The organism is Blastococcus litoris (assembly GCF_003075095.1).
Taxonomy (GTDB): domain Bacteria; phylum Actinomycetota; class Actinomycetes; order Mycobacteriales; family Geodermatophilaceae; genus Blastococcus_B; species Blastococcus_B litoris.
Map to the genome: position 1 here is coordinate 660,446 of NZ_QCZF01000001.1, position 23,690 is coordinate 684,135.

Consider the following 23,690-nt stretch of genomic DNA (forward strand, 5'->3'; position numbering starts at 1 on the left):
GTCGCCGGGGAAGGCGCGGGAGCGCTCGGCGGGTGTCGAGGCGAGTCGCCCGGTCACCCCGAGCGACGTGAGAGGCTCGGAGCGTGCCGAACCGCATCCATCCCACCGCGGTCGTCTCCCCGGGTGTCGAGCTGGGGGACGACAACGTCATCGGCCCCTACGCGGTGGTCCTCGGTCCCAGTCGTATCGGCGACCGGAACTGGATCGCGCCGCACGTGTGCATCGGGATGCCCCCGGAGCACAAGGCGTACGGCAGCCCGGTGGCCTGGGACGGCGAGGTCGAGGGGGTCGGGGTCGAGATAGGCAGCGGCGTCGTCCTGCGGGAGTTCGTCACGGTGCACCAGGGAACCGAACGGCGCACGACCATCTCGGACGGTTGCTACCTGATGTCGCGGGCGCACGTCGGCCACGACAACCTGCTGCTGCCCGGGGTGACGATGGCCCCGGGCACCGCTGTGGCCGGACACAGCGTCATCTGGGACGGCGCGACCCTCGGGATGGGAGCGATGATCCACCAGCGTGCCGTCGTCGGACCGGGCGCCATGGTCGGCATGGGCTCGGCCATCAAGCGCGACGTGGGCCCGTTCACGACGACGCTCGGCAACCCGGCTCGCGTCGCCGGTACCAACGAGGTGGGGCTGCGCAGATTCGACGCGGACGAGGCCCTGGTGGCCGCGTGGCCCGATGTCCTCGCCGGACGGGTACCGCTCACCGACGACGCCCCTGCGGCCCTGCTGGACCTGATGCGCAGGTGGTACGCAGCGGTCGACGCCCGCGGGTCATGACCGGCGCGGCTCGGTCCTCCGGGGAGGGGCCGGCAGGCGTCGCGGAGACCGCGCTCGCCCAGGCCTCCTGGCAGCCGGTGCTGCTCGCCGATCGCCCGCGCCGGCTGGACCTCCTCCGGCTGCAGCCCCGGTGGCCGCTGACCACCCGGACCGTCCAGGTCCACCGCAACCACGGTTTCGACGTCGTCACGTCCGCGTGGCGGCCCTTCTGCGCGTTCGCCGGACTGGACGTCGCGGCGCTCATGGGGCCCTACGACGACTCGCTCGACCTGGACCGCCTGCAGAACCCCGTCGATCTGCACGTGGTGTCCCTGGACTTCGAGCGGTACCGACCGCGGATGAGCGGAGCCGACCTGGTCTCCTGGCTGCTGGGCCGGGTGCGCGAACTGACCCGGAGATCGAGCGCGCCGGTGCTCCTGACGAACGACCCCTCTCCGGATGCCGGGACGTTCAACGACCAGCTCGCGCGCGCTGCCGACGCACTTCCGGACGTCTTCGTGGCGGATGTCGCGGCCATCGGCCGGGAACTCGGTGCGGGCTTCCTCGACCACCGCCTCAGTGGCGTCGCCGGGACGTCGTGGAGCGCCGCCGCCGCCGTGGCGGTCGCCCGCGAGTTCGGGCTCCGCTGGCTGCCGGGGTTGCTGAGCCCCCCGGTCAAGGCCGTGGTGGTCGACCTCGACGGGACCCTCTACGACGGGGTCCTCGGCGAGGACGGCCCCGAGGGCGTGCGCCTGACCGACGCGCACGCCGCACTGCAGGAGCACCTGGTGCAGCTGCGCCGGCGCGGCGTCTTCATCGGCGTCGTCTCGCGCAACGAGGCCGCGGACGTGGACGCGCTCTTCCGGTCGCGGACGGACTTCCCGTTGACGTGGGACATGGTCTCCGCTGCCGCCGTCGACTGGACCAGCAAGGCCGACGGCGTCGCGGACGTCGCCGCACAGCTGCGGATCGGAACCGACGCCATCGCCTTCCTGGACGACAACCCCGGCGAGCTGGCGACCGTCGCATCGGCGCACCCCGGCGTGCGCACCCTGCACGCCGCAGACGCATCGTCGTCCCTGCGCGCGCTGGTGCACTGCCCCGGGCTGTTCCGGTTCCGGACGACGGACGACGACGCGCGGCGGGTCGACGACCTCCGGGCCGCGCGCGAGCGGGCGGCGCAGGTGCAGGCCGCCTCCGACCCCGAGGACTACCTGCGCTCCCTGAGGGTCGAGCTGGACTGCCGCGTCAACCAGCCCGGCGACGTCCCGCGCGCCGCGCAGCTGTCGCAACGGACCAACCAGTTCACGACCTCGGTCATGCGCATCAGCGAGGGCGAGCTGCTCCGGCGTCGCAGGGAGGGCTCGCTGTCGTTCGTCGTGGTGGCCCTGAAGGACCGCCTCGCCGACAGCGGGACCGTAGCCGTGGTCTTCGGACACCAGGAAGGACGACGGCTCGTCGTGGAGGGCGTGAGCATCTCCTGCCGAGCCCTCGGGCGGCGCATCGAGACCGCGGTCGTCGAGTCCGCCGTGGCGCTCCTCGCCGGCGACGACGTGGACGAGGTGGCGTTCCTGCATGCCACCGGCGAGCGCAACGGGCCGGCGCTGGAATGGCTGGCCGGGTATACCGGGCGCGCCCTGGGAGCCGATGGCATCGCGGTGGTGGACTGGGACGCGCGGGTAGTCCGGTCCAGGGCCGGGGAGAGACCCGTATCGATCACCGTGGTAGGGGAGAAGGATGACGACTGACGTCGAGGCGACGGTCCGTGAGGTGATGGGTCTGCTGTTCCCACCGGCAGAGCTGCACGTGGGCAACATCAAGCGCGCGGACACCCCCTCGTGGGACTCCCTCAAGCACGTCGAGCTGGTCTTCGCCGTGGAGGACGCCTGCCAGGTGAGCCTGGAGTCGAGCGACCTGGGCGAGCTCGACAGCCTCGACGGCATCGTGACGGCGGTCCGGATGCGGCTCCGCAGCCCGGCCGAGGGCTGAGGTGTCCCACGAACCACCGGACCTCGACTTCCACCACTTCGGTGTGGCGTGCCGCGACCTCGACCGCGAGTCGCAGGCCTACGCGCTCCTGGGCTACCACGTCGAGGGCGATGACTTCGAGGACGGCGTCCAGGGCGTCCGTGGACGGTTCCTGGTCGGTGGCGGCCCGCGCATGGAACTCCTGGTACCGCTGTCCGGACGCGACGTGCTCGAGCCCTGGCTGGCCGGCGGGAGCCGGATCTACCACCAGGCGTTCATGACGAGCGACCTCGATGCGGCGCTGAGGGCTCTGTCCGGTGCCGGCGGCCGGACGGTCGTGGCACCGGTGCCCGCCGCAGCCTTCCAGGGGCGCCGCATCTGCTTCGTCATGCTGCGCACCATGTCCCTGGTCGAGCTGATCGACTCGCCGGCGGGGGACACCGTGGGCCCGGCCGTGGTCGAACGGTAGAGCTCACACCGCACCTCGTGTGCGGGCCGGGGCACCCCTCCGCCCGGGATAGTCTCCGGCGGTGTCGAGCCCGAACCCGCATGCCATCCGTCAGCCGTGGAACGAATCGCAGGAGGCAGCCCGGGCCGCCCTCGTGCGGGATCTCGCGGCGTCCCCCATTCCGCCGGACGAGCTCCTGGACAACCTGCCGCTCTACGCGTCCCGTTCGGCGATGGGCAGGATCCTGCACCTGCACTCGCTGTACGAGCGCATCCTCGACGTCCACGGCGCGGTGCTGGTCTTCGGTGTCCGGTGGGGCAGGGATCTCGCCATCCTCCAGGCGCTGCGGTCCCTCCTCGAGCCCGGGAACGCGGCCCGGAAGATCATCGGGTTCGACACCTTCTCGGGTTTCCCGTCGACCACCTCTCTGGACGGGGGTGCCGCGGCGGGGGGCTACGGCGTGACCGAGGCGTACCAGGACGTCCTGGCCGAGGTGCTCGAGCACCGCGACGGGGACGAGCAGAACCTCTACCCGCGTCGCGAGCTCGTGGTGGGCGACGTCGTCGAGACGTTCCCGAAGTGGCTCGAGGAGCACCCGGAGACCATCGTCGCCATGGCGTACCTCGACGTGGATCTCTACGAGCCGACGAAGGCGTGCCTGGACGCGCTCAAGCCCTACGTCACCCGGGGGACCGTCATCGGGATGGACGAGGTCGCTTTTCACGGCTTCCCCGGTGAGACGGTGGCCCTCAGGGAGAGCTGGGGGCTGGCCGACATCCGCCTGCAGCGCACGCGGTACGTCGGCTCGCCGTCCTTCTTCGTCGTGGAGTGACCACCCGCCACCTCACGGGTGGGTCATCGAGAGGACGTCGAGGGCCTCGTCGAGCTGCTGCTCGGTGAGCTTGCCCTGCTCGACGTAGCCGCGCTCCAGCACCACCTGGCGGATGGTCTTCTGCTCCTTGAGCGACTGCTTGGCGACGATCGCCGCCTCCTCGTAGCCGATGTACTTGTTCAGCGGCGTGACGATCGAGGGCGAGGACTCGGCCAGCTCGCGGCAGCGGTCCTCGTTCGCGGTGATGCCGTCCACCGTGCGGTCGGCCAGGATCCGGCTGACGTTGGCCAGCAGCCGGATCGACTCGAGCACGTTGCGGGCCATCAGGGGCAGCGTCACGTTCAGCTCGAAGTTGCCCGTCGTCCCGGCGAAGGTGACGGCCGCGTCGTTGCCGATCACCTGGGCAGCCACCTGGATCGTGGCCTCCGGGATCACCGGGTTCACCTTGCCCGGCATGATCGAGCTGCCCGGCTGCAGGTCGGGCAGGAAGATCTCGCCGAGGCCGGTGCGCGGGCCCGAGCCCATCCAGCGCAGGTCGTTGGCGATCTTCACCAGGCCGACGGCGATGGTCTTGAGCTGGCCGGAGGCCTCGACGAGCGCGTCGCGCGAGCTCTGCGCCTCGAAGTGGTTGCGGGCCTCCGACAGCGGCAGGTCCATGTCCGAGGCGAGCGCGTCGATGATCGCGGCCGCGAAGCCGGGCGGGGTGTTGATGCCGGTGCCGACGGCGGTACCGCCGAGGGGCAGCTCGCCGATGCGGGGGAGCGATGCCTCGAGCCGCTCCACGCCGTAGCGGACCGCCGCCGCGTAGCCGCCGAACTCCTGGCCGAGGGTGACCGGGGTGGCGTCCATCAGGTGGGTGCGGCCGCTCTTCACGACCTCGGCGAACTCGGCGGCCTTGCGCTCGAGCGAGGCCTCCAGGTGCCGCAGCGCGGGGATCAGCGTCACGACGATCGCCCGGGTGGCCGCGATGTGGATGGCCGAGGGGAAGACGTCGTTGGACGACTGCGAGGCGTTCACGTGGTCGTTGGGGTGCACCGGCTTGCCGAGCGCCTCGGTCGCCAGGGTGGCGATGACCTCGTTGGTGTTCATGTTGCTCGACGTGCCGGAGCCGGTCTGGAACACGTCGATGGGGAAGTGGTCGTCCCAGTCGCCCCGGGCCACGGTCGCGGCGGCGTCGGAGATGGCGCCGGCGATCTCGCGGTCGAGCACACCGAGGTCGGCGTTCACCGTCGCGGCCGCCCCCTTGATGGCGGCCAGTGCTCCGATCAGCTCGCGCTCGATGGGCGTGCCGGAGATCGGGAAGTTCTCGACGGCGCGCTGCGTCTGTGCCCGCCACTTGGCCCACGCCGGTACGCGGACCTCTCCCATGGAGTCGTGCTCGATGCGGTGGTCGGTGCCGTCCTTGCCGTCGTCGCTGGCCACGCTGCGCTCCCGGTGGTGTGGATGGTGACTGTGCTCAGGGAGCGACCCTAGACACCCGTGGGGGGACGCCTCGTCCCGGTCTGCGCACGGCGGGGCCACGGGTGTGGTGGTCGGCGCCCACGGCCGCCTAGCATCCGCAGCGCCGCAGCCGTGTCTCCCGAGGAGTGTCCTTCATGTCCCAGCCGCCGTACCCGCCGCAGGGCGGCAACGACCCCGGGGGCGAGCACCCCGGCCAGCAGGGGTGGACCCCCCCGGGTGGTTCCGACGAGCCGACCCGCCAGTTCGGCGCCCCCGGGCAGGAGGGTCAGCGCGACGAGACCCGCCAGTTCGGCCAGCCGGGGTACGGCCAGCAGCAGCCCTACGGCCAGCAGCCGGGCTACGGGCAGCAGCCGGGCCAGCCGCCCTACGGCCAGCAGCCGGGCTACGGGCAGCAGCCTGGCCAGCCGCCCTACGGCCAGCAGCCGGGGCAGCCCTACGGCCAGCCGGGCCAGCAGCCCTATGGCCAGTACGGCCAGCCGGGTCAGCAGCAGTGGGCCCCTCCGGGCGGTCCCGGTGGCCCGGGTGGCCAGGCGCCCAAGGGCAACAAGAACACGATGATCGCGCTGATCGTCGCCGGTGTGGTCGTGCTCGCCGCCGTCGGCGTCGCGCTGTTCCTGCTGCTCGGCGGGGACGACGACGACACGACGGCCGCCGGGTCCACCACCAGCTCCTCCTCCGAGGCCGGCACGTCGACGTCGGAGCGCAGCAGCTCGTCGAGCTCGGAGTCCTCGTCGAGCTCGTCGAGCTCGTCGGAGCCCGCCGGTGACATCCCGCCGGCGACCGTGCCGCCCACGGGGCTCGGCGACGACCCGGTCATGGACGGCTACGCGCAGGACTGCTTCGACGGCGACATGGAGGCCTGCGACACGCTGTTCCTCGAGTCGGAGGTCGACTCGGTCTACGAGGCGTACGGCGACACCTGCGCCGGCCGTCAGCCGCTCGGCACCGGCACGCTCTGCACGATCACCTTCCCCTCGGACTAGTCCGCGGCACCGTCGGCCCGGTACCCCGCTGCGGGGTGCCGGGCCGACGTGCGTCCCGGGAGCGCCACGGAGATGCCGCGGTCGGCTACGGTCCGGAGCCGTGACCGACGACGTCCCGTCCGCCCAGCCACCGGCGGTGCGCGCCTCCGACGCCGACCGGGAGGCGGTCGTCGCCCACCTGCAGAAGGCCGTGGGGGAGGGGCGGATCGACCTCGACGAGTTCGGCCAGCGGGCCGACGTCGCCTTCACCGCGGTCACCCGGGCCGAGCTGGACGTGCTGGTGGCCGATCTCCCGGTGGACGCCGCGCCGCCGGTCGAGATCGTGGGGCAGCGCCCGCAGGAGGAAGTCACCAGCGTCTTCGGCGACATCGTCCTGGCCGTCGCCTCCGCCCCGCCCGCGCGGGCCGGCACGGTGTTCGGCGACGTCCGGCTCGACCTCCGTGGGCTGCGCACCTCCGCCGAGCGGGTGGACCTCCACCTGAGCACCGTCTTCGGCGACGTCGACGTGATCGTCGCCGAGGGCGTCGACGCCGAGCTGCACGGCCGGACCGTGTTCGGCGACCGCAAGGTGCAGCTCGCGCCGGTGCCGCGGCTCGCCGGCACGCCGCTGGTCGTCGTCCACGCCAAGGCGGTCTTCGGCGACCTGAAGCTGCGCAGCCTCGCGCCGGGTGACTCGCCCAGCCGCTGGGGCGCGCTGATGGAGAAGCTCGCCGCGCGCAAGCAGCTGCCGCCGCGGCCGCCGCTGCCCGGGGCGCCGGGACCGTTCCCGCCGCCCCCGTTCTGACGGGGGTCAGTCCTCCCGGTCGAAGGGGACGGCGGAGTAGGCGCGCAGCTTCTCGAGCGAGTGAAGGCTGTCGATCGAGCGGATCGTGCCCGACCGCGACCGCATGACCAGCGACTGCGTCGTGCAACCGCCCGCGCTGTAGCGGACCCCGCGCAGCAGCTCGCCGTCGGTGATTCCGGTGGCCACGAAGAAGACGTCACCGCGCACGAGGTCGTCGATGTGCAGCACGCGGTCGAGGTCGTGGCCGGCGTCGATCGCCTTCTGCCGCTCCTCGTCGTCCTTGGGCCACAGCTTGCCCTGCAGCGAGCCGCCCATGCACTTGAGCGCGCAGGCGGCGATGATGCCCTCGGGCGTCCCGCCGATGCCGAGCAGCAGGTCGACGCCGGTGCCCTCCCGGGCCGCGGCGATGGCCCCGGCGACGTCGCCGTCGGTGATGAACTTGATGCGGGCGCCTGCCTCGCGGACCTCGTGCACCAGCTGGTCGTGCCGCGGGCGGTCGAGGATGCAGACCGTCACGTCGCCGACCGAGCTCTTCTTCGCCTTGGCGATCCGGCGGATGTTCTCCGCGACCGGGGCGGAGATGTCGACGACGTCGGCCGCCGCGGGGCCGGTGGCCAGCTTCTCCATGTAGAAGACCGCCGACGGGTCGTACATGGCGCCGCGGTCGGCCACGGCCATGACGGCGATCGCGTTCGGCATGCCCTTCGCCATGAGCGTGGTGCCGTCGATGGGGTCGACGGCGACGTCGCACTCGGGGCCCTGGCCGTCGCCGACCTGCTCGCCGTTGTAGAGCATGGGCGCTTCGTCCTTCTCGCCCTCGCCGATGACGACGACGCCCTTCATGCTCACCGTGCCGATGAGGGCTCGCATCGCGTCGACCGCGGCACCGTCGCCGCCGTTCTTGTCGCCGCGGCCGACCCACCGCCCGGCAGCCATGGCGGCCGCTTCGGTCACCCGGACCAGCTCGAGGGCCAGGTTGCGGTCGGGGGCGGGCCGGTCGGTGCTGAAGCCGCGGCGCGACGGGACGGGGCCTTCGGGGACGGGCAGCGACACAGGAGCTCCGATCGGCCACCGGCGCTGGTGGCAAGGGGGGCTGGATCTCCTGCGATCCTAGGTGCATGACCGCAGCCGGCCCGACGGGCGAGCACCCACCCACCCCGGCGGAGGCGCCCCCTCCGCCGGCGCCGTCGGCGATCGAACGGGCCGACCGGATGAACGCGGCCAACATGGTGCGGTCCCTGCTCCCGCTGGTGGTGATCTGCCTGCTGCTCGTCGGGTGGCAGGCGTTCCGTTCGAGCGGTGACGTCGGCGTGCGCACGGTCGACCCGTCCTCGTCGGTCCAGGTCGCCGCCGCCCGGGCGAGCTACCAGCTGCTGGTGCCGACCGGCCTGGACGAGGGCTTCCGCCCGACCAGCGCGCGGACCGACGCGGGGGCCGCGGAGCAGGGGGACCCCGTGACGCTGGAGATCGGCTACCTCACGCCCGAGGAGGAGTTCGCCGGTTTCGTGATCAGCGACGACCGGGACGCCGACCCGGTGGCCGACGTGCTCGACGACGCCGAGGAGCAGGGCACCGTCGACATCCGCGGTGAGAGCTGGACGCGGTCGACGACGGCGGACGGGGAGACGGCGCTGTCCCGGGAGACCGGCGGGGCGACGGTGCTGGTCACCGGCTCGGCCTCCGACGAGGAGCTGGAGACGGTGGCGGCCGCCGTGCGGCCCTACCTCCGCTGACCGGTTGCGCCCACGGCGGCGCCGAAGTTGACGATTCTGTGTCGTACATCACGACCTGGTATCTCCTGGGTGCGTCGCGTGTCGACGCGCGGGTCGCGGCGGGACTCTTCCGCCCCACCAGTCACGCGAGTCACACCCCCAGGAGTCTGCATGTCCCCTCGTGCGTTCTGCCCCGGCGGCGACCACCGGCCCCCCGCCACCGGCGGTTCGTGTGCCTGCGGGATGGTGACCCGCGTGCCCTCACCGAGGACGCCGGTACGCCCGGGTCCGCTCGTCCGGCCCGAGGTGCGCGACGCCCTGGCCCGCTGCCTCTACGACGGGCCGGGTGACCCCCTGGCCCCCGATGCCACCGACCACCGTCCGGCGGAGCTCCGCATGTCGGCCATCCTGCGCCGACGCGCCGACCGGATGCTGGCCGCGCTCGCGGCGGCCGGTCTGGTCGTCACCGACGACGGCGAGCTGCGCCGGGCCGCCTGAGCCCCGGGCGGACGACGCCGGTCAGGACCGGTCGGCGTCGTCCGCCGGAGCGGCCGCGGCCAGGCGCTCGCGGGCGCGGTCGAGCCAGTGCTGGCACAGCTTCGCCAGCTCCTCGCCCCGCTCCCACAGGGCGAGGGACTCCTCGAGCGACAGCCCACCGGCCTCGAGCCGCCGGACGACATCGGCGAGCTCCTCCCGGGCCTGCTCGTAGGTCTGGGTCGGCTCCGCGCTGTCGCTGCTCACGGTCGCCCATCCTTCCCGGTGCGGTCGACGCGGACGGTGAGCCGCCCCCCGGCCACCCGGACGCGCAGCCGCTCGTCGTCGGCGACCGCGGCCGGATCCCGCACGAGGGACCCGTCGTCCCGCTGCACGACGGCGTAGCCGCGCTCGAGGGTCGCGGCCGGTGACAGGGCCGCGACGCGCGCGCGGGCGTGCTCGAGGTCGCGCTCGGCGCCCTCCACGCGGTGCACGAGCGTGCGGCGGGCCCGGGTGCGCAGCGCGACGACGTCCTCCTCCCGGCCGTGCAGGAGCCGGTCGGGCGAGGCGAGCACGGGACGCGTGCGCACCGACTCCAGCCACCGCTCCTGCTGCTCCAGCCGCACGGTGAGCAGGTGACGGGCGCGGGAGCGCAGCCCGTCGACGAGCCGGCGCTGCTCGCCGATCTCGGGCACCACGCGGTGCGCGGCGTCGGTGGGGGTCGCGGCACGGACGTCGGCGACGTGGTCGACCAGCGTCGTGTCCGTCTCGTGGCCCACCGCGGTGACGACGGGCGTGCGGGTGGCGGCGATGGCCCGCACCAGCCCCTCGTCGGAGAACGGCAGCAGGTCCTCCACCGAGCCGCCGCCCCGGGCGATGACGATGACCTCCACCGCCGGGTCGGCGTCCAGCCGGCGGAGCCCGTCGATGACGTTCTGGGCGGCCATCGGTCCCTGGACCGCGCAGTTGTACATCTCGAAGCGGATGGCCGGCCAGCGCCGCCGTGCGGTCACGAGGACGTCGCGCTCCGCGGCGCTGTCGCGGCCGGTGATGACGCCGACGACGGCCGGCGCGAACGGCAGCGGGCGCTTGCGGGCGGTGTCGAACAGGCCCTCGGCGGCCAGCAGCCGGCGGATCCGCTCGATGCGGGCCAGCAGCTCACCGAGGCCGACGGCGCGGATCTCGGTGGCGCGCAGCGAGAAGGAGCCGCGGGCGATGTAGTAGTCGGGCCGGGCGCGGACGACGACCCGGGCGCCCTCGGTGAGCTCCAGGCCGGGCCGCTCGGCGACGTCGCGGTGGCAGGTGACCGGCACGGACAGGTCGGCGGCCGGGTCGCGCAGCGTGAGGAACACCGTGGCCGCGCCGCCGCGGCGGGACAGCTGGGCCACCTGGCCCTCGACCCAGACCTCCCCGAGGCGGCCGATCCAGTCGGCGATCTTGCGCGCGACGGTGCGGACCGGCCACGGGGCCTCGGGGGAGGAGGGGGACGTCACGCCCTGGAGCGTGCCATCCCCCTCCGACGCCTCCGGCCGACGGTCAGGCGCCGCGCGGGGCCAGCGGGCTGGACTCGACGGCCTGCTGCTCCAGCTTCTCCAGGCGGTTGCGCAGCAGCCGCAGGTAGGGCTCGCGGGCCCGGGTGGACTCCTCGAAGCGGACGAGGTCCTGGACCGTGCTCAGGGCGTAGCCGCGCAGACGCCCGCGGAGCTGGGCGATCGAGAAGCCGTCGTAGCCGTCGACCGGCGCCGCGCCGACGGCCTGGGAGCCAGAGACCTCGCCGGGGCCCTGCGGGGCGTCGGTGGGGGCGTCGTCCTGCGCGGGGGTGTCGGTGCTGCCGGCCTCGGTGGGGGCACCGGTGGTGGCCTCGCCGTGCGAGCCGCTCTGGTCGTCGGCCGCGGCGGGGCCGGCGTCCGTGCCCGTGGCCGAGGTGTCGTCGTCCTTCGCGGCTTTCGTGCGCGGCTTCGTGCTCTTGCTCGCCTTGGCCGTCTTCTTCGGCTTCGCCGGCGCGGCATCCGCGGTCTCGGGGGCGGCGACGCCCTCGTCGGTGACCGAGGCCTCGACGGCGGCGATCTCGCCGTCCGGCGTCACGACGTCGACGGTGGTGCTGACGTCGGCGGTCTCCTGCGCGGCCGAGGTGGCGGCGGGGTTGTCGTCGGACTCCAGCAGCGCGCCCTCGAGCGCGTCGGCGTCCTCGGTGGCGGGGGAGTCCTCGACCACGGACAGCGCGGGGGTGGCCGGGGCGGTCTCCTCCAGCGTGGGCGCCTGGTCGACCAGCTCGTCGATGGCGATCTCGTCGAGGATCTCCTCGACCGCCGGGGCCTCCTCGGTGAGCTCCTCGATCGACTGCTGACCGGTCTCGACCTGGTCGGCGAGCTCGTCGACCACCGCGGTGACGGCGTCGGCGGCCGGGTCGGCGGGCAGCGCCTCCACCTCGGCGCGGTCGAACGCGGAGTCGCGGAAGCCGTTGGAGACCGGGGCCGCGGGCTCGTCGTCGTCGTCGTCGAAGGTGGCGAGGCCCGGCTCGTCCTCGCCGCGCAGCCCGGTGAACAGCTCGTCGCCGCGGGCGACGAAGCCCGCGTACTGCTGCTGCACCTTCATCGCCTGCTGCATGGCGAGCCCGATGACGCGGACCGGGAGGCCCGGCAGTGTCTCGGGCAGCTTGCGCGCCTCGTCGAGGACGGTGGCCGCCAGGCCGGCGGCAGCGCGGACAACCTCAGGGATCTCACGAGACATGCGCACAGCGTGCCCCACGAGCTGCGGCCCGACACCCGGTGTGTCGAGATCCACCCTCTTGCGTGGCTCCCGTGTCCGGTTCCACCGCACTCGCGCCGGAGCCGGCGCGCGAACGCACCTACGATGGGCGGCATGGCTGATCAGCGCGGACGGGTCCTGCTGGCCGATCCCCGGGGTTACTGCGCCGGCGTCGACCGGGCGGTCGTCGCCGTCGAGCGGGCCCTGGAGATCCACGGCGCCCCCGTCTACGTCCGCAAGCAGATCGTCCACAACAAGCACGTGGTGGCCACGCTCGAGCGGCGCGGCGCGATCTTCGTGGAGGAGACGGGCGAGGTGCCGGAGGGCTCCGTCGTCGTCTTCAGCGCGCACGGGGTCTCCCCGGCGGTGCACGAGGAGGCGGCTGCCCGGCAGCTGCGCACCATCGACGCCACCTGCCCGCTGGTGACCAAGGTGCACCAGGAGGCCAAGCGCTTCGCCCGCGACGACTACGACATCCTGCTGATCGGCCACCGCGGCCACGAGGAGGTCGAGGGCACCTCCGGTGAGGCGCCGTCGCACATCCAGCTCGTCGACGGCGCCGAGGACGTCGCCAACGTCCAGGTGCGCGACCCGGAGAAGGTCGTGTGGCTGTCGCAGACCACGCTGTCGGTCGACGAGACCCTCGCGACGGTGGACCAGCTGAAGAACCGGTTCCCCGGCCTGCAGTCCCCGCCGAGCGACGACATCTGCTACGCCACGCAGAACCGTCAGCAGGCCGTGAAGCAGATGGCCGCCGAGTGCGACCTCGTGCTGGTGGTCGGGTCGACGAACTCGTCGAACTCGGTGCGCCTGGTCGAGGTGGCGCTGGAGGCGGGCGCCCGTGATTCGCACCTGGTCGACTTCGCCTCCGAGATCGACCCCGCCTGGCTCGAGGGCGTGCGCACGGTCGGTGTCACCAGCGGCGCCTCCGTGCCGGAGATCCTGGTGAGCGAGGTCCTCGACTGGCTGGCCGAACGCGGCTACGGCGACGTCGAGACGGTCAAGGCCGCCGAGGAGCGACTGGTCTTCGCGCTGCCGCACGAGCTGCGCCGCGCCGAGAAGGCCGCGCGCGGCGCCGGGGACTGATCCCGCCGGAAGACCCGAAGAGCCCGTCCCCGCGATGCGGTGACGGGCTCTTCGCCGTTCGGGTCGGGCCTAGCGGCGGGAGACCAGACGGAACAGCGCGAGCACGATGGCCACGGCGGTGGCGATCCCCATGGTGGGGAACCCCCGCACGAGGAGCGTCGCCACCGTGGGCAGGGTGAAGCTCGCCGACGGCGCCAGGGCGATGTTGACGCCGGCCACCGCGAGGAAGACCAGCGGGGGCGCCACGACGACGGAGAGGACGTCGCGGCGGCGGACGAGCACGGTGGCCAGTGCCGTGGACGCCACCAGGGCGCCGAGGGTGATGGTGCCCAGGCCGATGCCGACGAAGGAGTCGACGGCGGCACCGCCGAGGGTCACCAGGAACACGCCGAGGACGGCGACCACGCCGCGGACCCGTCCGCCGCGGGTGTCGGCCGGGCGGGCGCTCGCGCGTTCGCGGGCCGGTGCGGCCGCGCGGGGGCGCTCGACCGGCGCGCTGCGGTAGCCGTCGTCGTCGCGGTAGCGGTCCTCGGGGCGGTAGCGGTCCTCGACCCGACCGCGCGGGCCGTCGGCCCTCGGCCGCGGCGGCTCGCTGCGGCGGGAGGTCTGCGGCCGAGATGCGCGGTCGGCGCTCATCGGCCGGCCGGGGCGGCTCTCGGCCGACGACCCGCGACCGGACCGGGCCCCACTCCGAGGCCATGCGTCAGCTGTCGCCATGGCGCTCCTCCGTCCCCGTGCGGCCGCGGCCGGCCTCCCTGGCCGACGTGTGGCTCCACGGTAACGACCGGAACGGCATCTCACCCGCAGGACGGTGCCGCGTCGCCCGCTCACCCGGGATGGGTGGGACCGGCGGGGCTGGTGGGCCGTGCGGGTGCCTCCCCGGGTCAGCCGGTCGTGCCGTTGCGGCCCATCGCGCCGTCCTCGTCCTCGTCGTCGTCGTCGTCGAAGGCCGGCTCGGCCGGGCGCAGCGTGCGGACCGTGGCCTCCAGCGGCTCGGGGGTCGGCACGGGCGACTCGGCGACACCGAGGTCGTCGAACCGGCGGGCGGCGGTGAGGACCGATCGCTCGTAGGAGCCCACGGTCTCGTTGAAGCGGGTCATCGTCGTCCCGAGTGCGGACCCCAGCCGGCTGAGGTGGCCCGACAGCGTGCTGAGCCGGGCGTGCAGCCGGCGGCCGACTTCCAGGACCTGGTCGGCGTCACGGGCCAGCCGCTCCTGCCGCCAGGAGTAGGCCACGGTGCGCAGGAGCGCGAGCAGGGTGCTCGGGGTGGCCAGCACGACGTCGCGCGAGAAGCCGTACTCGAGCAGACCGGGTTCGGCCTCCAGTGCCGTCGTCAGGAAGCCGTCGGAGGGCACGAACAGGACGGTGAACGGCGCGGCCGGCCGGAAGGCCGTCGGGTAGCGGCGGGCGGCGAGGGCGTCGACGTGCGTGCGCAGCTGCCGGGCGTGCAGGGCGACGCGCTGCCTGCGCACCGCCTCGTCGGTGGCCTGGACCGCCTCGATGTAGCCGGTGAACGGCACCTTCGCGTCGACGATCACCTGGCGCCCGTCGGCGAGGGTGACGATGAGGTCGGGTCGGACGCCGGCGCCCTGGTCGTTGGTGCCGCCCGGCTGCTCGACGAAGTCGCAGTGCTCGACCAGGCCGGCCACCTCGACCACTCGGCGCAGCTGCACCTCGCCCCAGCGGCCGCGGACGTGCGGCGTGCGCAGCGCCGTGACCAATGCGGCGGTCTCGTGCTTGAGCTGGGCCGATGCCTGGCCGACCGTGCCCATCTGCTCGCGCAGCTCGCCGTGGGCGGTGGCGCGGGCGCGCTCCATGCCGGCCAGCAGCCGGTGCAGGTGGTCCAGCGACTCGTGCACCGGCTCGAGCCCGACGTCGTCGGGACGGCGCCGGGCCAGCAGTGTGACCACGCCGAGGGTGACGGCTGTGGCCAGCAGAGCGCCGAGGAGGAGACCGGTGAGCAGGGAAGCGGCGTCCATGCCCCGGAGGGTGCCGGAGGGGTCCGACAGTTCCAGGGCGACGGGGTCCTTCGTCAGGCGGGGACGGGGGCGTGCTCCGCCTCGTGGTCGAGCAGCCAGCGCTTCACCGGTGTGCCCCAGCGGAACCCGCCGAGGCCGCCGTCGGACCCCAGCACGCGGTGGCAGGGGATGAAGAGGGCGGCGGCATTGCGGGCGCAGGCGTTGGCGGCCGCCCGCACCGCTGCCGGCCGACCGCACCGCGCGGCGAAGGCGGCGTAGGTGTCCGGCCGGCCCGCGGGCACGGTGCGCAGCACCTCCCACGCCTCCTGGAGGAAGGGCCCGGAGCGCTGGCGCACGACGACGTCGTCGATGGAGGTGACGTCGCCGGCGAAGAACTTCTCCACCTCGTCGAGCACCGGCAGACGGTCGACGAGCTCGCTGCCCGCGGGGCGCAGCGAGCGGTGCACGACGGGGAGGAGGTCGGCGAGGTCGGCGGTCCAGCCGCTGGCGACGACGACGTCCCGGCCGTCGGGGGCGGTGTCGACGACGACGGTGAACGGGCCAGGGGGAGTGGGCACGGTGGCGTGGCGGGCGACGGTGGGGGCGGTCATCAGGCGCTCCTCGGGAGGGCTGCGGGCAGCGGACGGGTGAACAGGGAGGGCACGGCGAGCGCCCAGAGGTGGAGGACGGCGTACGACCGCCACGGTCGCCACCGCGTGGCGGCGTCGGCATCCGAGCTGCCGAGGGTGGCGAGCGACCGGCGCAGCGCCAGGTCGCCGGGCAGCCAGACATCGGGGTCGGCGAGCCCGCGGAGGCCGACCAGGGCCGCCGTCCAGGGGCCGATGCCGGGGACGGCGAGCAGCGCCCGGCCGGCCCCCTCGCGGTCGGCGCCGGGGTCGAGCGCGATGTCGCCCGAGGCGAGAGCGGTGGCGAGCGCGGAGACCGTGCGCCGGCGGGCGCCGGTCAGGCCGACGGCGCTCAGGTCGGCATCGGCGAGGGCGGCCGCCCGCGGGAAGGCGTGGGTGAGGGTCCCGACCGGCTCAGCCAGTGGCGCGCCGAAGGGGAGCAGCCGAGCGGTCAGCGTGCGCGCCCCCGCGACCGAGACCTGCTGGCCGAGGACGGCGCGGACCGCCAGCTCGCCGGCGTCGGGGGATGCGGGCACCCGTCGTCCGGGCGCGGCGGCGACCAGCGGGGCGAGGGCCGGATCGGCGCCCAGGACGTCGTCCACGGCCACCGGGTCGGCATCCAGGTCGAGCATCCGGCGGCACCGGGTCACGGCGGCCCCGAGGTCGCGCAGCTCGGCCAGCTGCAGCCGGGCGATGACGGCCGGGCCACCACCGGGGGCGGGTGAGAGCTGCACGACGGCCGGCCCGTGCGGCAGGTCGAGGACGCGGGAGAACGTCGTCCCGTCCCACTCCTCCAGCCCCGGGACGGCGTGCGCACCCAGGAAGAGCAGCACCTCGGCCGCCTCGTACGGAGCGCGGGCGGCCAACCGGAGGGTCAGCCAGCCGGGAGCGGCACCGGTCGTGCCCGGCCTCCTCCGGCGCAGGTCGCTCGGCGTCGTCGCGAAGATCTCGCGGACGGTGTCGTTGAACTGCCGGATGCTGGCGAACCCGGCCGCGAAGGCGACGTCGGCCATCGGCAGGTCGGTGGTCTCGACCAGCACCCGCGCCGTCTGCGCTCGTTGCGCGCGGGCCAGGGCCAGCGGCCCCACCCCCAGCTCGCCGACGAGCAGCCGGTGCAGCTGGCGCTCCGAGTAGCCCAACCGGGCGGAGAGCCCCGGGACGCCGGAACGCTCGACCTCGCCGTCGGCGATCAGCCGCATCGCCCGGGCGACGACGTCGGCACGGACGTCCCACTCCGGTGATCCCGGGACGGCGTCGGGCCGGCAGCGGCGGCACGCGCGGAAACCGGCGCCCTGGGCCGCGGCGGCGGTGGTGAAGAAGGAGACGTTGCGGGCCAGGGGGGTGCGTGCGGGGCAGGACGGGCGGCAGTAGATGCCCGTCGTGTGCACGGCGGTGAAGAACCAGCCGTCGAACCGGGCGTCCCGCCCGGCCACGGCCCGGTAGCAGCGCTCGGCGTCCAGTGGCGGTGTCACGACGACGAGCATGCCAGCGGCGGACGACGCCCACTGGCGGTTTTCGGACGTCGCCGTGACACCGCTCGATCGGCGCGGTTGCGCTAGTCATCCCCTCGTGGAGTCCACGCTGCTCGCCCGGCTGCGTCCGATCGCCCTGGGGTTGCCGGAGACGTACGAGGAACGGGCCTGGGTGGGCACGCGGTGGCGCGTGCGCGGGCGGACGTTCGCGCACGTGCTGGAGATCGTGGCGGGGCGGCCGCAGTCCCACGCCCGGGCCGCCGGGACCGCAGGGCCCTGCTGGATCCTCACGTTCCGCTCGGCCGGGCCGGAGCTCGAGGCGCTGCGCCGGATCGGGGCGCCCTTCTTCGCGCCGCCATGGCGCGGGGACGAGGTCGGCATGGTGCTGGGGGACGGCGTCGACTGGGTCGAGGTGGCCGAGCTCCTCACCGACAGCTACTGCCTGCTGGCCCCGAAGCGGCTGGCCGCAGCGGTGGTCCGGCCTCCTCTCGACGAGGACCTGTCAACCGCCCGACGAGATCTGTGGACAGGCTGCTGACCTGCGGATTCGCGCTGCGCAGGCACTCCATTTGCGGTAGTCTTCGAACACTCGATCGAACGGGTGGGAGGTGTCGTGCGGGAGCTGCTGCAGTCGCTGCTGGACGCCGAGCCCGTCGAGAACCTGGTGACCGCTGATCAGGTGCTGGACCGGACCCGGGCGCTGGTGGCGGTGCGCAACGCCGTCGACGCCGAGCTGGCCGCCACCGTGCGTGCGGCCGAGAACGTGCAGGCGTCCGAGCGGGACGGGCAGACGTCGATGCGGTCGTGGCTGCGCGGGCACCTGCGGTTCTCCGCGCGGGAAGCGGCCCGGGTGGTGGGCAACGGCCGGACGCTGGAGCGGATGCCGGCGGTCGCCGTGGCCGCCGCGGCCGGGCAGGTATCCGCCGAACAGGTGGCGGTGCTCGCCCCGCTGGCGTCGGTGCAGGTGCAGGCCGAGGCGGTGGGGCAGGGGATCGACCTGGCCGAACTGGACCGGCTGGTGGCCGGTGTGGCGAGCACTCAGCCGCACGCGGACCTGGGACGGGTCGTGCGGCACGTGCTGTCCCGGCTCGATCCCGATGGCCCCGAACCCGATCCCACCGAGGGGCGGCGGCTGTCGATCGCCCGCCACGACGACGGCACCGTGAGCGGCCGGTTCGAGCTCGACGCGGTCGGCGGGGAGAAGTTCTGCGCCGTCCTGGAGTCGCTGGTGCAGGCCTCCCGGTCCCAGGGCGACCTGCGCACCCGCGCCCAGCAGCAGGGCGACGCGCTGGTGCAGTGGGCCGACACCACCCTCGCCTCGGGTCGGCTGCCGATCCTGCGGACGGTGAAGCCGCACGTGTTCGTCCGCATCGACCTCACCGACCTCGTCGACCCGGCGACCGGCCCGGGCGCCGCACGCACCGGGTTCGGGGCGCAGATCTCCGCCGCCCGCGCCCGCTGGCTGGCCTGCGACGGCAACGTCAGCCGGGTCGTGTTCGGTCCCGACGGGCACTCCCTGGACCTGGGCCGCACCCACCGGGTCGTGCCCCACCAACTGCGCAAGGCCGTGGAACTGCGCGACGAGCAGTGCGTGTTCACCGGCTGCGACGCCCCCTCGCACTGGTGCGACGTCCACCACCTCGTCCACTGGATCGACGGCGGCGAGACCAACCTCGAGAACTCGGCGCTGTTGTGCGAACGGCACCACACCAAGGTCCACCACGGCTTCCGCGTCGAGCGACAACCCGACGGCCGATGGCGCACCTGGCGGCCCGACGGCACCGAGATCCTGATCGGCGCACCGCTCCTGCTGTGACGCGGGCGGCTCAGGCTCCCGGCTGTCCCGGGACACCCGCCGCTTCGACCAGGTGCTCGCCGGCAGCGCTGCGCCAGTACAGGACCTCGCGGCCCGATCGGCGCCGCTCGAGCAGCCCGGCATCGAGCAGCACGCGCAGGTGTCCGCCCACGGAGCCGAGCGGCAAGCCGGTTGCTGCGGTGAGCGCACTGGTGCTGCGGGGTGCGGCCAGGAGGCCGAGGATGCGCGCGCGGTTCCCGCCGAGGAGCCGCACGAGGGCGTCGGGCAGGGGCACGGGCTCCCCGGCCAGTGCGCCGGCCACCGGGTAGACCAGCGCGTACCGGTCCGGCAGGTGCCAGCTCACGGAGCTACCGCGGGTGTGCGCGGCGATGAACATGAGGTCGCTCCCGCGGACGTCACGCGGGGGGTAGGGGTGCACGTTCACCTGAATCCGGCCGTTCGCCAGCCAGCGCACCCCGGCTGCCAGCCCGTCCAGGGCGCCGGACCAACCCTCGGTGCTCAACCGCGCGGTCCGCGCGACGACGTCCGCCCGGAGGACGCGCAGCCGCCGGTCCCACTCGGAGCGGATGGTGCGCTCCCACACCCACCGGAGGAGCTCGGCCGCGGTCGCCGCGAGGCCGCTCCCGGTGAGCTCGCGTGGCAGGGCGCCGGAGGTGAACTCGAGGTCGGCCCGGATGCGGGCGTCGTCGAGCGACTCCAGGTACCGCAGTTCCTCGTCGAGGGCGAGGTTCGGGGCGGCGGGTGGAACGGTCAGGAAGTCCGCCGTCCACGTCGGCGCGAAGGCGTGCCGCACGAGGGCCGCCGCGACGGGGTCGGCGGCCAGACGCCCGCGCAGCGCCGCGGCGTGCGCGTCCCGCCACGGCTGGTGCCACGGCAGGACCTGCCCGGACAGCAGGATCTTCAGGCCGGCGAGGGTCTCCGTGAGCTGCGAGGTGCCGAAGCGGGCGCGTGCCATCACGTCCGCATCGACGATCAGCTCACCCACGTTTCGACCCTAGGCGAAACTCTGGGGAGCGGGCCTCCGGGCGGGAGAGCGTGCGCAGCGTGCCGACCTACCGATCCCTGTTCGCCCACCGGGAGTTCCGGGCCCTGTGGTGCAGCAGCGCCCTCGCCACCGTGGCCGCCACGATGTCGAGCCTCGCCCTGGCGACCGTCGTGCACCGCGAGACCGGGTCGGCCCTCCTGACGGCGGTGGCGATGTTCGGCCCGTCGACGGCCCAGGTCCTGGGCGCCACCACCCTCATGTCGGCGGCCGACGCGACCCCACCGCGGCGCACCCTGACGCAGGTCGGCGCGGTGTCGACCGCGGCACTCGCCCTGCAGACGATCCCGGCGCTGGGCACGCCGACCCGGCTGCTGGTCGTGCTCGTCGCGGCGTACGTGCTCTCCGTCGGTTCGGGTGCACGGTGGGGGCTGCTCAGCCAGGTCGTGCCGGCGGAGAGCTTCGCGCTGGGCCGGTCGACCATGAACGTCGCCGTGGGCGCCTTCCAGGTGGTCGGGTTCGCCACGAGCGGGCTGCTGCTCGCCGCGTTCTCCGTTCCTCAGGTCTTCCTGCTCGCGACGTTGGTGTCGGGCGCGGCGGTGCCGGTGCTCCGGTGGGGCATCGCCGAGCGGCCGCCCCGGCGGGCCGCGCGAGCCGGCTTCCGCGAGACGTGGCGGGGCAACCGCGAGCTGCTGGCGCACCGCCACACGCGCGCGCTGCTGCTCGCGCTCTGCCTCCCCAACGGGCTGGTGGTCGGTTGCGAGGCGCTGTTCGTGCCCTACGCGGACGAGCAGGCGGGCTGGCTGCTGGCCGCCGGAGCGGTCGGAATGATGACCGGTGACCTCGTCGTCGGCCGGTTCCTCGACGCCCGGGCCCGGAGGCGCACGAACACGGGACTGCGGGTCCTCCTGGCCGCGCCGTTCCTCGTCTTCCTGCTCGACCCGGGGATCCCGCCGGCCACGCTCCTGGTGGCGTGCGCGACCGTCGGGTACGCCGCGTCCCTGACCCAGCAGGAGTGGCTGGTGGCCCTCACCCCGCTGGCGTTGCGCGGCCAGGTGCTCGGCGTCGAGTCGTCGGTCCGGATGACCTTCCAGGGCGTCTGCGCCGTCCTGGCTGGCGCCCTCGCCGACGTCGTCCCCACCGGGACGGCGATCGGCGTGCTGGCCGCGGCGTCGCTGGCCGTGTCGCTCGGGCTGACACCGGCGCTGCGGCGCGCGGCCGACGCCGCGACGCCGTCCCGGGTAGGAGAACCGGGCCCGTACCCTGAGTACCCGTGAGTCTCACCATCGGGATCGTCGGCCTGCCCAACGTCGGCAAGTCGACCCTCTTCAACGCCCTGACCAAGAACGACGTGCTGGCCGCCAACTACCCGTTCGCGACCATCGAGCCCAACGTCGGTGTGGTGGGCGTGCCCGACCCGCGGCTGGAGAAGCTGGCGGAGCTCTTCGGGTCCCAGAAGATCATCCCGGCGACGGTGTCGTTCGTCGACATCGCCGGCATCGTGCGCGGCGCCTCCGAGGGTGCCGGCCTGGGCAACAAGTTCCTGGCCAACATCCGCGAGAGCGACGCGATCTGCCAGGTCATCCGGGTCTTCACCGACCCCGACGTCGTGCACGTCGACGGCAAGGTCAGCCCGTCCGACGACATCGAGACCATCAACACCGAACTCCTCCTGGCCGACCTGCAGACCCTCGAGAAGGCGATCCCGCGGCTCGAGAAGGAGATGCGCAAGGACAAGGAGAAGGCCGAGCTGCACAGGGCGGCCGTCGAGGCGCAGCAGGTCCTGAACGAGGGCAGGACCTTGTTCGCCGCCGGCATCGACCCGGCGCCCCTGCGCGAGCTCGGCCTGATGACCACCAAGCCGTTCCTCTACGTCTTCAACGTCGACGAGGAGGAGCTCGGCAACGAGGAGCTGATCGCCGAGCTGCGCGGCCTCGTGGCACCGGCCGAGGCGATCCTCATGGACGCCAAGATCGAGTCGGAGCTGGCCGAGCTCCCCGCCGAGGAGGCCGCCGAGCTGCTGGCCGGCATCGGGCAGGACGAGCCCGGTCTCGACCAGCTCGCCCGCGTCGGCTTCGCCACCCTGGGCCTGCAGACCTACCTGACAGCGGGCCCCAAGGAAGCGCGCGCCTGGACCATCCCCGTCGGCGCGACCGCCCCGCAGGCGGCCGGAGTCATCCACACCGACTTCCAGCGCGGCTTCATCAAGGCCGAGATCGTCTCCTTCGACCAGCTCGTCGAGGCAGGCTCCATGACCGAGGCCAAGTCCAAGGGCTGGGTCCGCATGGAGGGCAAGGACTACGTCATGCAGGACGGCGACGTCGTGGAGTTCCGCTTCAACGTCTGACCGGGGCTCGGCGTCACACCCGGCCGCGCAGGATGCGGCGCCAGTAGACCTGCGGCAGCCCGTAGCGGTCGAAGAACCACTGCCAGCGGCGGGGCACGAACGGGTCGAGGAACGGCACCGACGGGCTCGGCCGGCCGTCGCGGTCGACCTCGTTCAGCATCAGCTTCCGCCGCCCGACGGTGATCGGCATGACCGTGTAGCCGTCGTACCGGTGGAGCTCCTTCCCCTTCTGCGCGGCCGCGAGGTTCTTGGACAGCACGTTCACCTGCTTGCGCAGTGCGCCGCCCGAGGGGCGGGTGGCGAGGTCCGCCGCGTCGCCGATCGCCCACACCGACGGGTGCCGGCGGGAGCGCAGCGTCTCCGGGTCGACGTCCACCAGGCCGGGGGAGGAGTCGGCCGCCAGACCGGCCTCGGCGATCCATGCCGGCGCCCGGTAGTGCGGCACCGCGTGCGCGAAGGTGACGTCCTCGAGCACGCGCCGTCCTGCGGGGGAAGCGACCGTCAGGGCGTGGGTGTCCCAGTCCACCCGCTCGACCCGCGCCTCGCGGAGCACGTCGACGCCGTATCCGGCGAAGGTCTCCTCCAGGTAGCGGTCGGCCTCCGGGATCCCCGTCGCGGTCGCCGCCGGCAGGACGAGCCGCACGTCGAGGTCGGCCAGCACCCCGGCCCGCCGCCAGTGGTCGCACGCCATGAGCAGCGGCTTCAGCGCCGTCGGCGCGCACGACGCCGGCTCCGGCGGCACCGTGAACACGACGGTCCCGCTGCGGAGGGGTGCCAGCCGCTGCCACACCACCGGCGTGCTGCCCGGGACGTACGAGGAGGCCGCCCAGCCGTCGGCGTACGCCTGCTGCAGGCCCGGCGTCGCGTCCCAGTCCTCGACCAGCCCCGGGCAGAGGACCAGCGTCGAGCAGCCCAGCGTCCGGCCACCCCGCGTGCGGACGGTCAGCGCGTCGGCGTCGACGGCCACCACGCTGTCGCGGACCCAGGTGCACCCGTCGGGCACCACCTCTGCCATGGGGCGTTCCAGGTCGGTCATCGACGCCTCGCCGCCGGCGACGTAGTTCAGCAGCGGCTTGTACCGGTGCACCGGCTGGGGAGCCACCACGGTGACGTCCCGGACGCCGTCGCGCAGCAACCGCGCGGCCAACGAGATCCCCGCGTTGCCCCCGCCGACGATCAGCACCTCTGCACGTCCCACATCCGCTCCCCTGGAGAGGGCCACGGACTCC

Annotated in this window: 25 protein-coding genes; 14 read left to right on the forward strand and 11 right to left on the reverse strand. The window is 73.8% G+C overall.

Annotated elements, in window-relative coordinates; translation table 11 throughout:
- Positions 1-83 precede the first annotated feature (83 nt).
- From DCS98_RS03270 to DCS98_RS03290, 5 genes are all read left to right on the forward strand, one after another.
- A complete protein-coding gene (locus tag DCS98_RS03270; protein ID WP_116449859.1) occupies positions 84-785 on the forward strand; it encodes an acyl-ACP--UDP-N-acetylglucosamine O-acyltransferase family protein in 702 nt (233 codons plus the stop codon).
- A complete protein-coding gene (locus DCS98_RS03275; protein WP_116449860.1) occupies positions 782-2,512 on the forward strand; it encodes an HAD-IIIC family phosphatase in 1,731 nt (576 codons plus the stop codon). The genes DCS98_RS03270 and DCS98_RS03275 overlap by 4 nt, the downstream gene beginning before the upstream one ends.
- Positions 2,502-2,753 (forward strand): acyl carrier protein, encoded by a 252-nt coding sequence (locus DCS98_RS03280; RefSeq protein ID WP_116449861.1) that lies wholly within the window; start codon positions 2,502-2,504, stop codon positions 2,751-2,753. Before DCS98_RS03275 ends, DCS98_RS03280 begins: the two co-directional genes overlap by 11 nt.
- A 1-nt stretch (position 2,754) precedes the next feature.
- Positions 2,755-3,201 (forward strand): VOC family protein, encoded by a 447-nt coding sequence (locus tag DCS98_RS03285; protein ID WP_116449862.1) that lies wholly within the window; start codon positions 2,755-2,757, stop codon positions 3,199-3,201.
- 61 nt (positions 3,202-3,262) lie between these two features.
- Positions 3,263-4,012 (forward strand): TylF/MycF/NovP-related O-methyltransferase, encoded by a 750-nt coding sequence (locus tag DCS98_RS03290; RefSeq protein ID WP_164704343.1) that lies wholly within the window; start codon positions 3,263-3,265, stop codon positions 4,010-4,012.
- A 12-nt stretch (positions 4,013-4,024) separates the two neighbouring features.
- Here the strand turns inward: DCS98_RS03290 and DCS98_RS03295 are convergent, their stop codons facing one another.
- On the reverse strand, positions 4,025-5,434 hold the full coding sequence (locus tag DCS98_RS03295; protein ID WP_116449864.1) for a class II fumarate hydratase: 1,410 nt from the start codon (positions 5,432-5,434) through the stop codon (positions 4,025-4,027).
- Positions 5,435-5,607: 173 nt separating this feature from the next.
- Between DCS98_RS03295 and DCS98_RS23265 the strand changes: the two genes are divergently transcribed.
- Both DCS98_RS23265 and DCS98_RS03305 read left to right on the forward strand, forming a co-directional pair.
- Positions 5,608-6,456 (forward strand): hypothetical protein, encoded by an 849-nt coding sequence (locus tag DCS98_RS23265; protein WP_206340067.1) that lies wholly within the window; start codon positions 5,608-5,610, stop codon positions 6,454-6,456.
- A gap of 100 nt (positions 6,457-6,556) precedes the next feature.
- On the forward strand, positions 6,557-7,240 hold the full coding sequence (locus DCS98_RS03305; RefSeq protein WP_116449865.1) for a DUF1707 SHOCT-like domain-containing protein: 684 nt from the start codon (positions 6,557-6,559) through the stop codon (positions 7,238-7,240).
- 6 nt (positions 7,241-7,246) lie between these two features.
- On the opposite strand, the gene glpX is transcribed toward DCS98_RS03305, so the two are convergent.
- Positions 7,247-8,293 (reverse strand): class II fructose-bisphosphatase, encoded by a 1,047-nt coding sequence (gene glpX, locus DCS98_RS03310; RefSeq protein ID WP_338070203.1) that lies wholly within the window; start codon positions 8,291-8,293, stop codon positions 7,247-7,249.
- Positions 8,294-8,358: 65 nt separating this feature from the next.
- Between glpX and DCS98_RS03315 the strand changes: the two genes are divergently transcribed.
- Positions 8,359-8,973, forward strand: coding sequence for a DUF4245 domain-containing protein (locus DCS98_RS03315; RefSeq protein ID WP_116449866.1), 615 nt, complete (start codon positions 8,359-8,361; stop codon positions 8,971-8,973).
- Positions 8,974-9,207: 234 nt separating this feature from the next.
- Positions 9,208-9,450, forward strand: coding sequence for a hypothetical protein (locus DCS98_RS03320; protein ID WP_164704344.1), 243 nt, complete (start codon positions 9,208-9,210; stop codon positions 9,448-9,450).
- A gap of 21 nt (positions 9,451-9,471) precedes the next feature.
- Here the strand turns inward: DCS98_RS03320 and DCS98_RS03325 are convergent, their stop codons facing one another.
- Genes DCS98_RS03325 through DCS98_RS03335 form a run of 3 tightly spaced genes read right to left on the reverse strand, consistent with a single transcriptional unit; the run spans position 9,472 to position 12,156 of the window.
- Positions 9,472-9,693 (reverse strand): exodeoxyribonuclease VII small subunit, encoded by a 222-nt coding sequence (locus DCS98_RS03325; RefSeq protein ID WP_116449868.1) that lies wholly within the window; start codon positions 9,691-9,693, stop codon positions 9,472-9,474.
- On the reverse strand, positions 9,690-10,919 hold the full coding sequence (xseA, locus tag DCS98_RS03330) for an exodeoxyribonuclease VII large subunit (protein WP_116449869.1): 1,230 nt from the start codon (positions 10,917-10,919) through the stop codon (positions 9,690-9,692). Before xseA ends, DCS98_RS03325 begins: the two co-directional genes overlap by 4 nt.
- Positions 10,920-10,962: 43 nt before the next feature.
- Positions 10,963-12,156, reverse strand: coding sequence for a hypothetical protein (locus tag DCS98_RS03335; RefSeq protein ID WP_164704345.1), 1,194 nt, complete (start codon positions 12,154-12,156; stop codon positions 10,963-10,965).
- A gap of 132 nt (positions 12,157-12,288) precedes the next feature.
- On the opposite strand from DCS98_RS03335, the gene DCS98_RS03340 reads away from it, so the two are divergent.
- On the forward strand, positions 12,289-13,260 hold the full coding sequence (locus DCS98_RS03340; protein WP_116450161.1) for a 4-hydroxy-3-methylbut-2-enyl diphosphate reductase: 972 nt from the start codon (positions 12,289-12,291) through the stop codon (positions 13,258-13,260).
- 69 nt (positions 13,261-13,329) lie between these two features.
- Here the strand turns inward: DCS98_RS03340 and DCS98_RS03345 are convergent, their stop codons facing one another.
- The 4 genes from DCS98_RS03345 to DCS98_RS03360 all read right to left on the reverse strand — a co-directional run bounded on the left by DCS98_RS03345 (position 13,330) and on the right by DCS98_RS03360 (position 17,316).
- On the reverse strand, positions 13,330-13,896 hold the full coding sequence (locus DCS98_RS03345) for a DUF6542 domain-containing protein (protein ID WP_116449871.1): 567 nt from the start codon (positions 13,894-13,896) through the stop codon (positions 13,330-13,332).
- A gap of 248 nt (positions 13,897-14,144) precedes the next feature.
- Positions 14,145-15,239: a DNA recombination protein RmuC gene (locus tag DCS98_RS03350; RefSeq protein WP_241037101.1), complete on the reverse strand. Its 1,095-nt coding sequence runs from the start codon at positions 15,237-15,239 to the stop codon at positions 14,145-14,147.
- 53 nt (positions 15,240-15,292) lie between these two features.
- Positions 15,293-15,829: a methylated-DNA--[protein]-cysteine S-methyltransferase gene (locus DCS98_RS03355; protein WP_116449872.1), complete on the reverse strand. Its 537-nt coding sequence runs from the start codon at positions 15,827-15,829 to the stop codon at positions 15,293-15,295.
- Positions 15,829-17,316, reverse strand: coding sequence for an AlkA N-terminal domain-containing protein (locus DCS98_RS03360; RefSeq protein WP_277394595.1), 1,488 nt, complete (start codon positions 17,314-17,316; stop codon positions 15,829-15,831). Before DCS98_RS03360 ends, DCS98_RS03355 begins: the two co-directional genes overlap by 1 nt.
- Before the next feature lie 97 nt (positions 17,317-17,413).
- Between DCS98_RS03360 and DCS98_RS03365 the strand changes: the two genes are divergently transcribed.
- Both DCS98_RS03365 and DCS98_RS03370 read left to right on the forward strand, forming a co-directional pair.
- Positions 17,414-17,854 carry an MmcQ/YjbR family DNA-binding protein gene (locus tag DCS98_RS03365; protein WP_206340068.1) on the forward strand — a complete coding sequence of 147 codons (441 nt, stop codon included), beginning with the start codon at positions 17,414-17,416 and terminating at the stop codon, positions 17,852-17,854.
- Positions 17,855-17,929: 75 nt separating this feature from the next.
- Complete coding sequence (locus DCS98_RS03370) at positions 17,930-19,132, forward strand: HNH endonuclease signature motif containing protein (protein WP_116449875.1); 1,203 nt, start codon at positions 17,930-17,932, stop codon at positions 19,130-19,132.
- 10 nt (positions 19,133-19,142) lie between these two features.
- Here the strand turns inward: DCS98_RS03370 and DCS98_RS03375 are convergent, their stop codons facing one another.
- A complete protein-coding gene (locus DCS98_RS03375; RefSeq protein ID WP_116449876.1) occupies positions 19,143-20,117 on the reverse strand; it encodes an ArsR/SmtB family transcription factor in 975 nt (324 codons plus the stop codon).
- 59 nt (positions 20,118-20,176) lie between these two features.
- Here DCS98_RS03375 and DCS98_RS03380 point away from each other — a divergent pair, with 59 nt between their 5' ends.
- Together DCS98_RS03380 and ychF are read left to right on the forward strand one after the other, a co-directional pair.
- Positions 20,177-21,391, forward strand: coding sequence for an MFS transporter (locus tag DCS98_RS03380; RefSeq protein ID WP_164704346.1), 1,215 nt, complete (start codon positions 20,177-20,179; stop codon positions 21,389-21,391).
- Positions 21,388-22,461, forward strand: a complete 1,074-nt coding sequence (gene ychF / locus DCS98_RS03385) for a redox-regulated ATPase YchF (protein ID WP_116449878.1) — start codon at positions 21,388-21,390, stop codon at positions 22,459-22,461. The genes DCS98_RS03380 and ychF overlap by 4 nt, the downstream gene beginning before the upstream one ends.
- Before the next feature lie 13 nt (positions 22,462-22,474).
- On the opposite strand, the gene DCS98_RS03390 is transcribed toward ychF, so the two are convergent.
- A complete protein-coding gene (locus DCS98_RS03390; protein ID WP_116449879.1) occupies positions 22,475-23,659 on the reverse strand; it encodes an NAD(P)/FAD-dependent oxidoreductase in 1,185 nt (394 codons plus the stop codon).
- Positions 23,660-23,690 lie beyond the last annotated feature (31 nt).

Excerpts from the sequence above, each read along its gene's own strand:
- DCS98_RS03275 (WP_116449860.1), top strand. The coding sequence starts at position 782 with ATGACCGGCGCGGCTCGGTCCTCCGGGGAGGGGCCGGCAGGCGTCGCG.
- DCS98_RS03280 (WP_116449861.1), top strand. The coding sequence starts at position 2,502 with ATGACGACTGACGTCGAGGCGACGGTCCGTGAGGTGATGGGTCTGCTG.
- DCS98_RS23265 (WP_206340067.1), top strand. The coding sequence starts at position 5,608 with ATGTCCCAGCCGCCGTACCCGCCGCAGGGCGGCAACGACCCCGGGGGC.
- DCS98_RS03315 (WP_116449866.1), top strand. The coding sequence starts at position 8,359 with ATGACCGCAGCCGGCCCGACGGGCGAGCACCCACCCACCCCGGCGGAG.
- DCS98_RS03335 (WP_164704345.1), bottom strand. The coding sequence starts at position 12,156 with ATGTCTCGTGAGATCCCTGAGGTTGTCCGCGCTGCCGCCGGCCTGGCG.
- DCS98_RS03340 (WP_116450161.1), top strand. The coding sequence starts at position 12,289 with ATGGCTGATCAGCGCGGACGGGTCCTGCTGGCCGATCCCCGGGGTTAC.
- DCS98_RS03345 (WP_116449871.1), bottom strand. The coding sequence starts at position 13,896 with ATGAGCGCCGACCGCGCATCTCGGCCGCAGACCTCCCGCCGCAGCGAG.
- DCS98_RS03350 (WP_241037101.1), bottom strand. The coding sequence starts at position 15,239 with ATGGACGCCGCTTCCCTGCTCACCGGTCTCCTCCTCGGCGCTCTGCTG.
- DCS98_RS03355 (WP_116449872.1), bottom strand. The coding sequence starts at position 15,829 with ATGACCGCCCCCACCGTCGCCCGCCACGCCACCGTGCCCACTCCCCCT.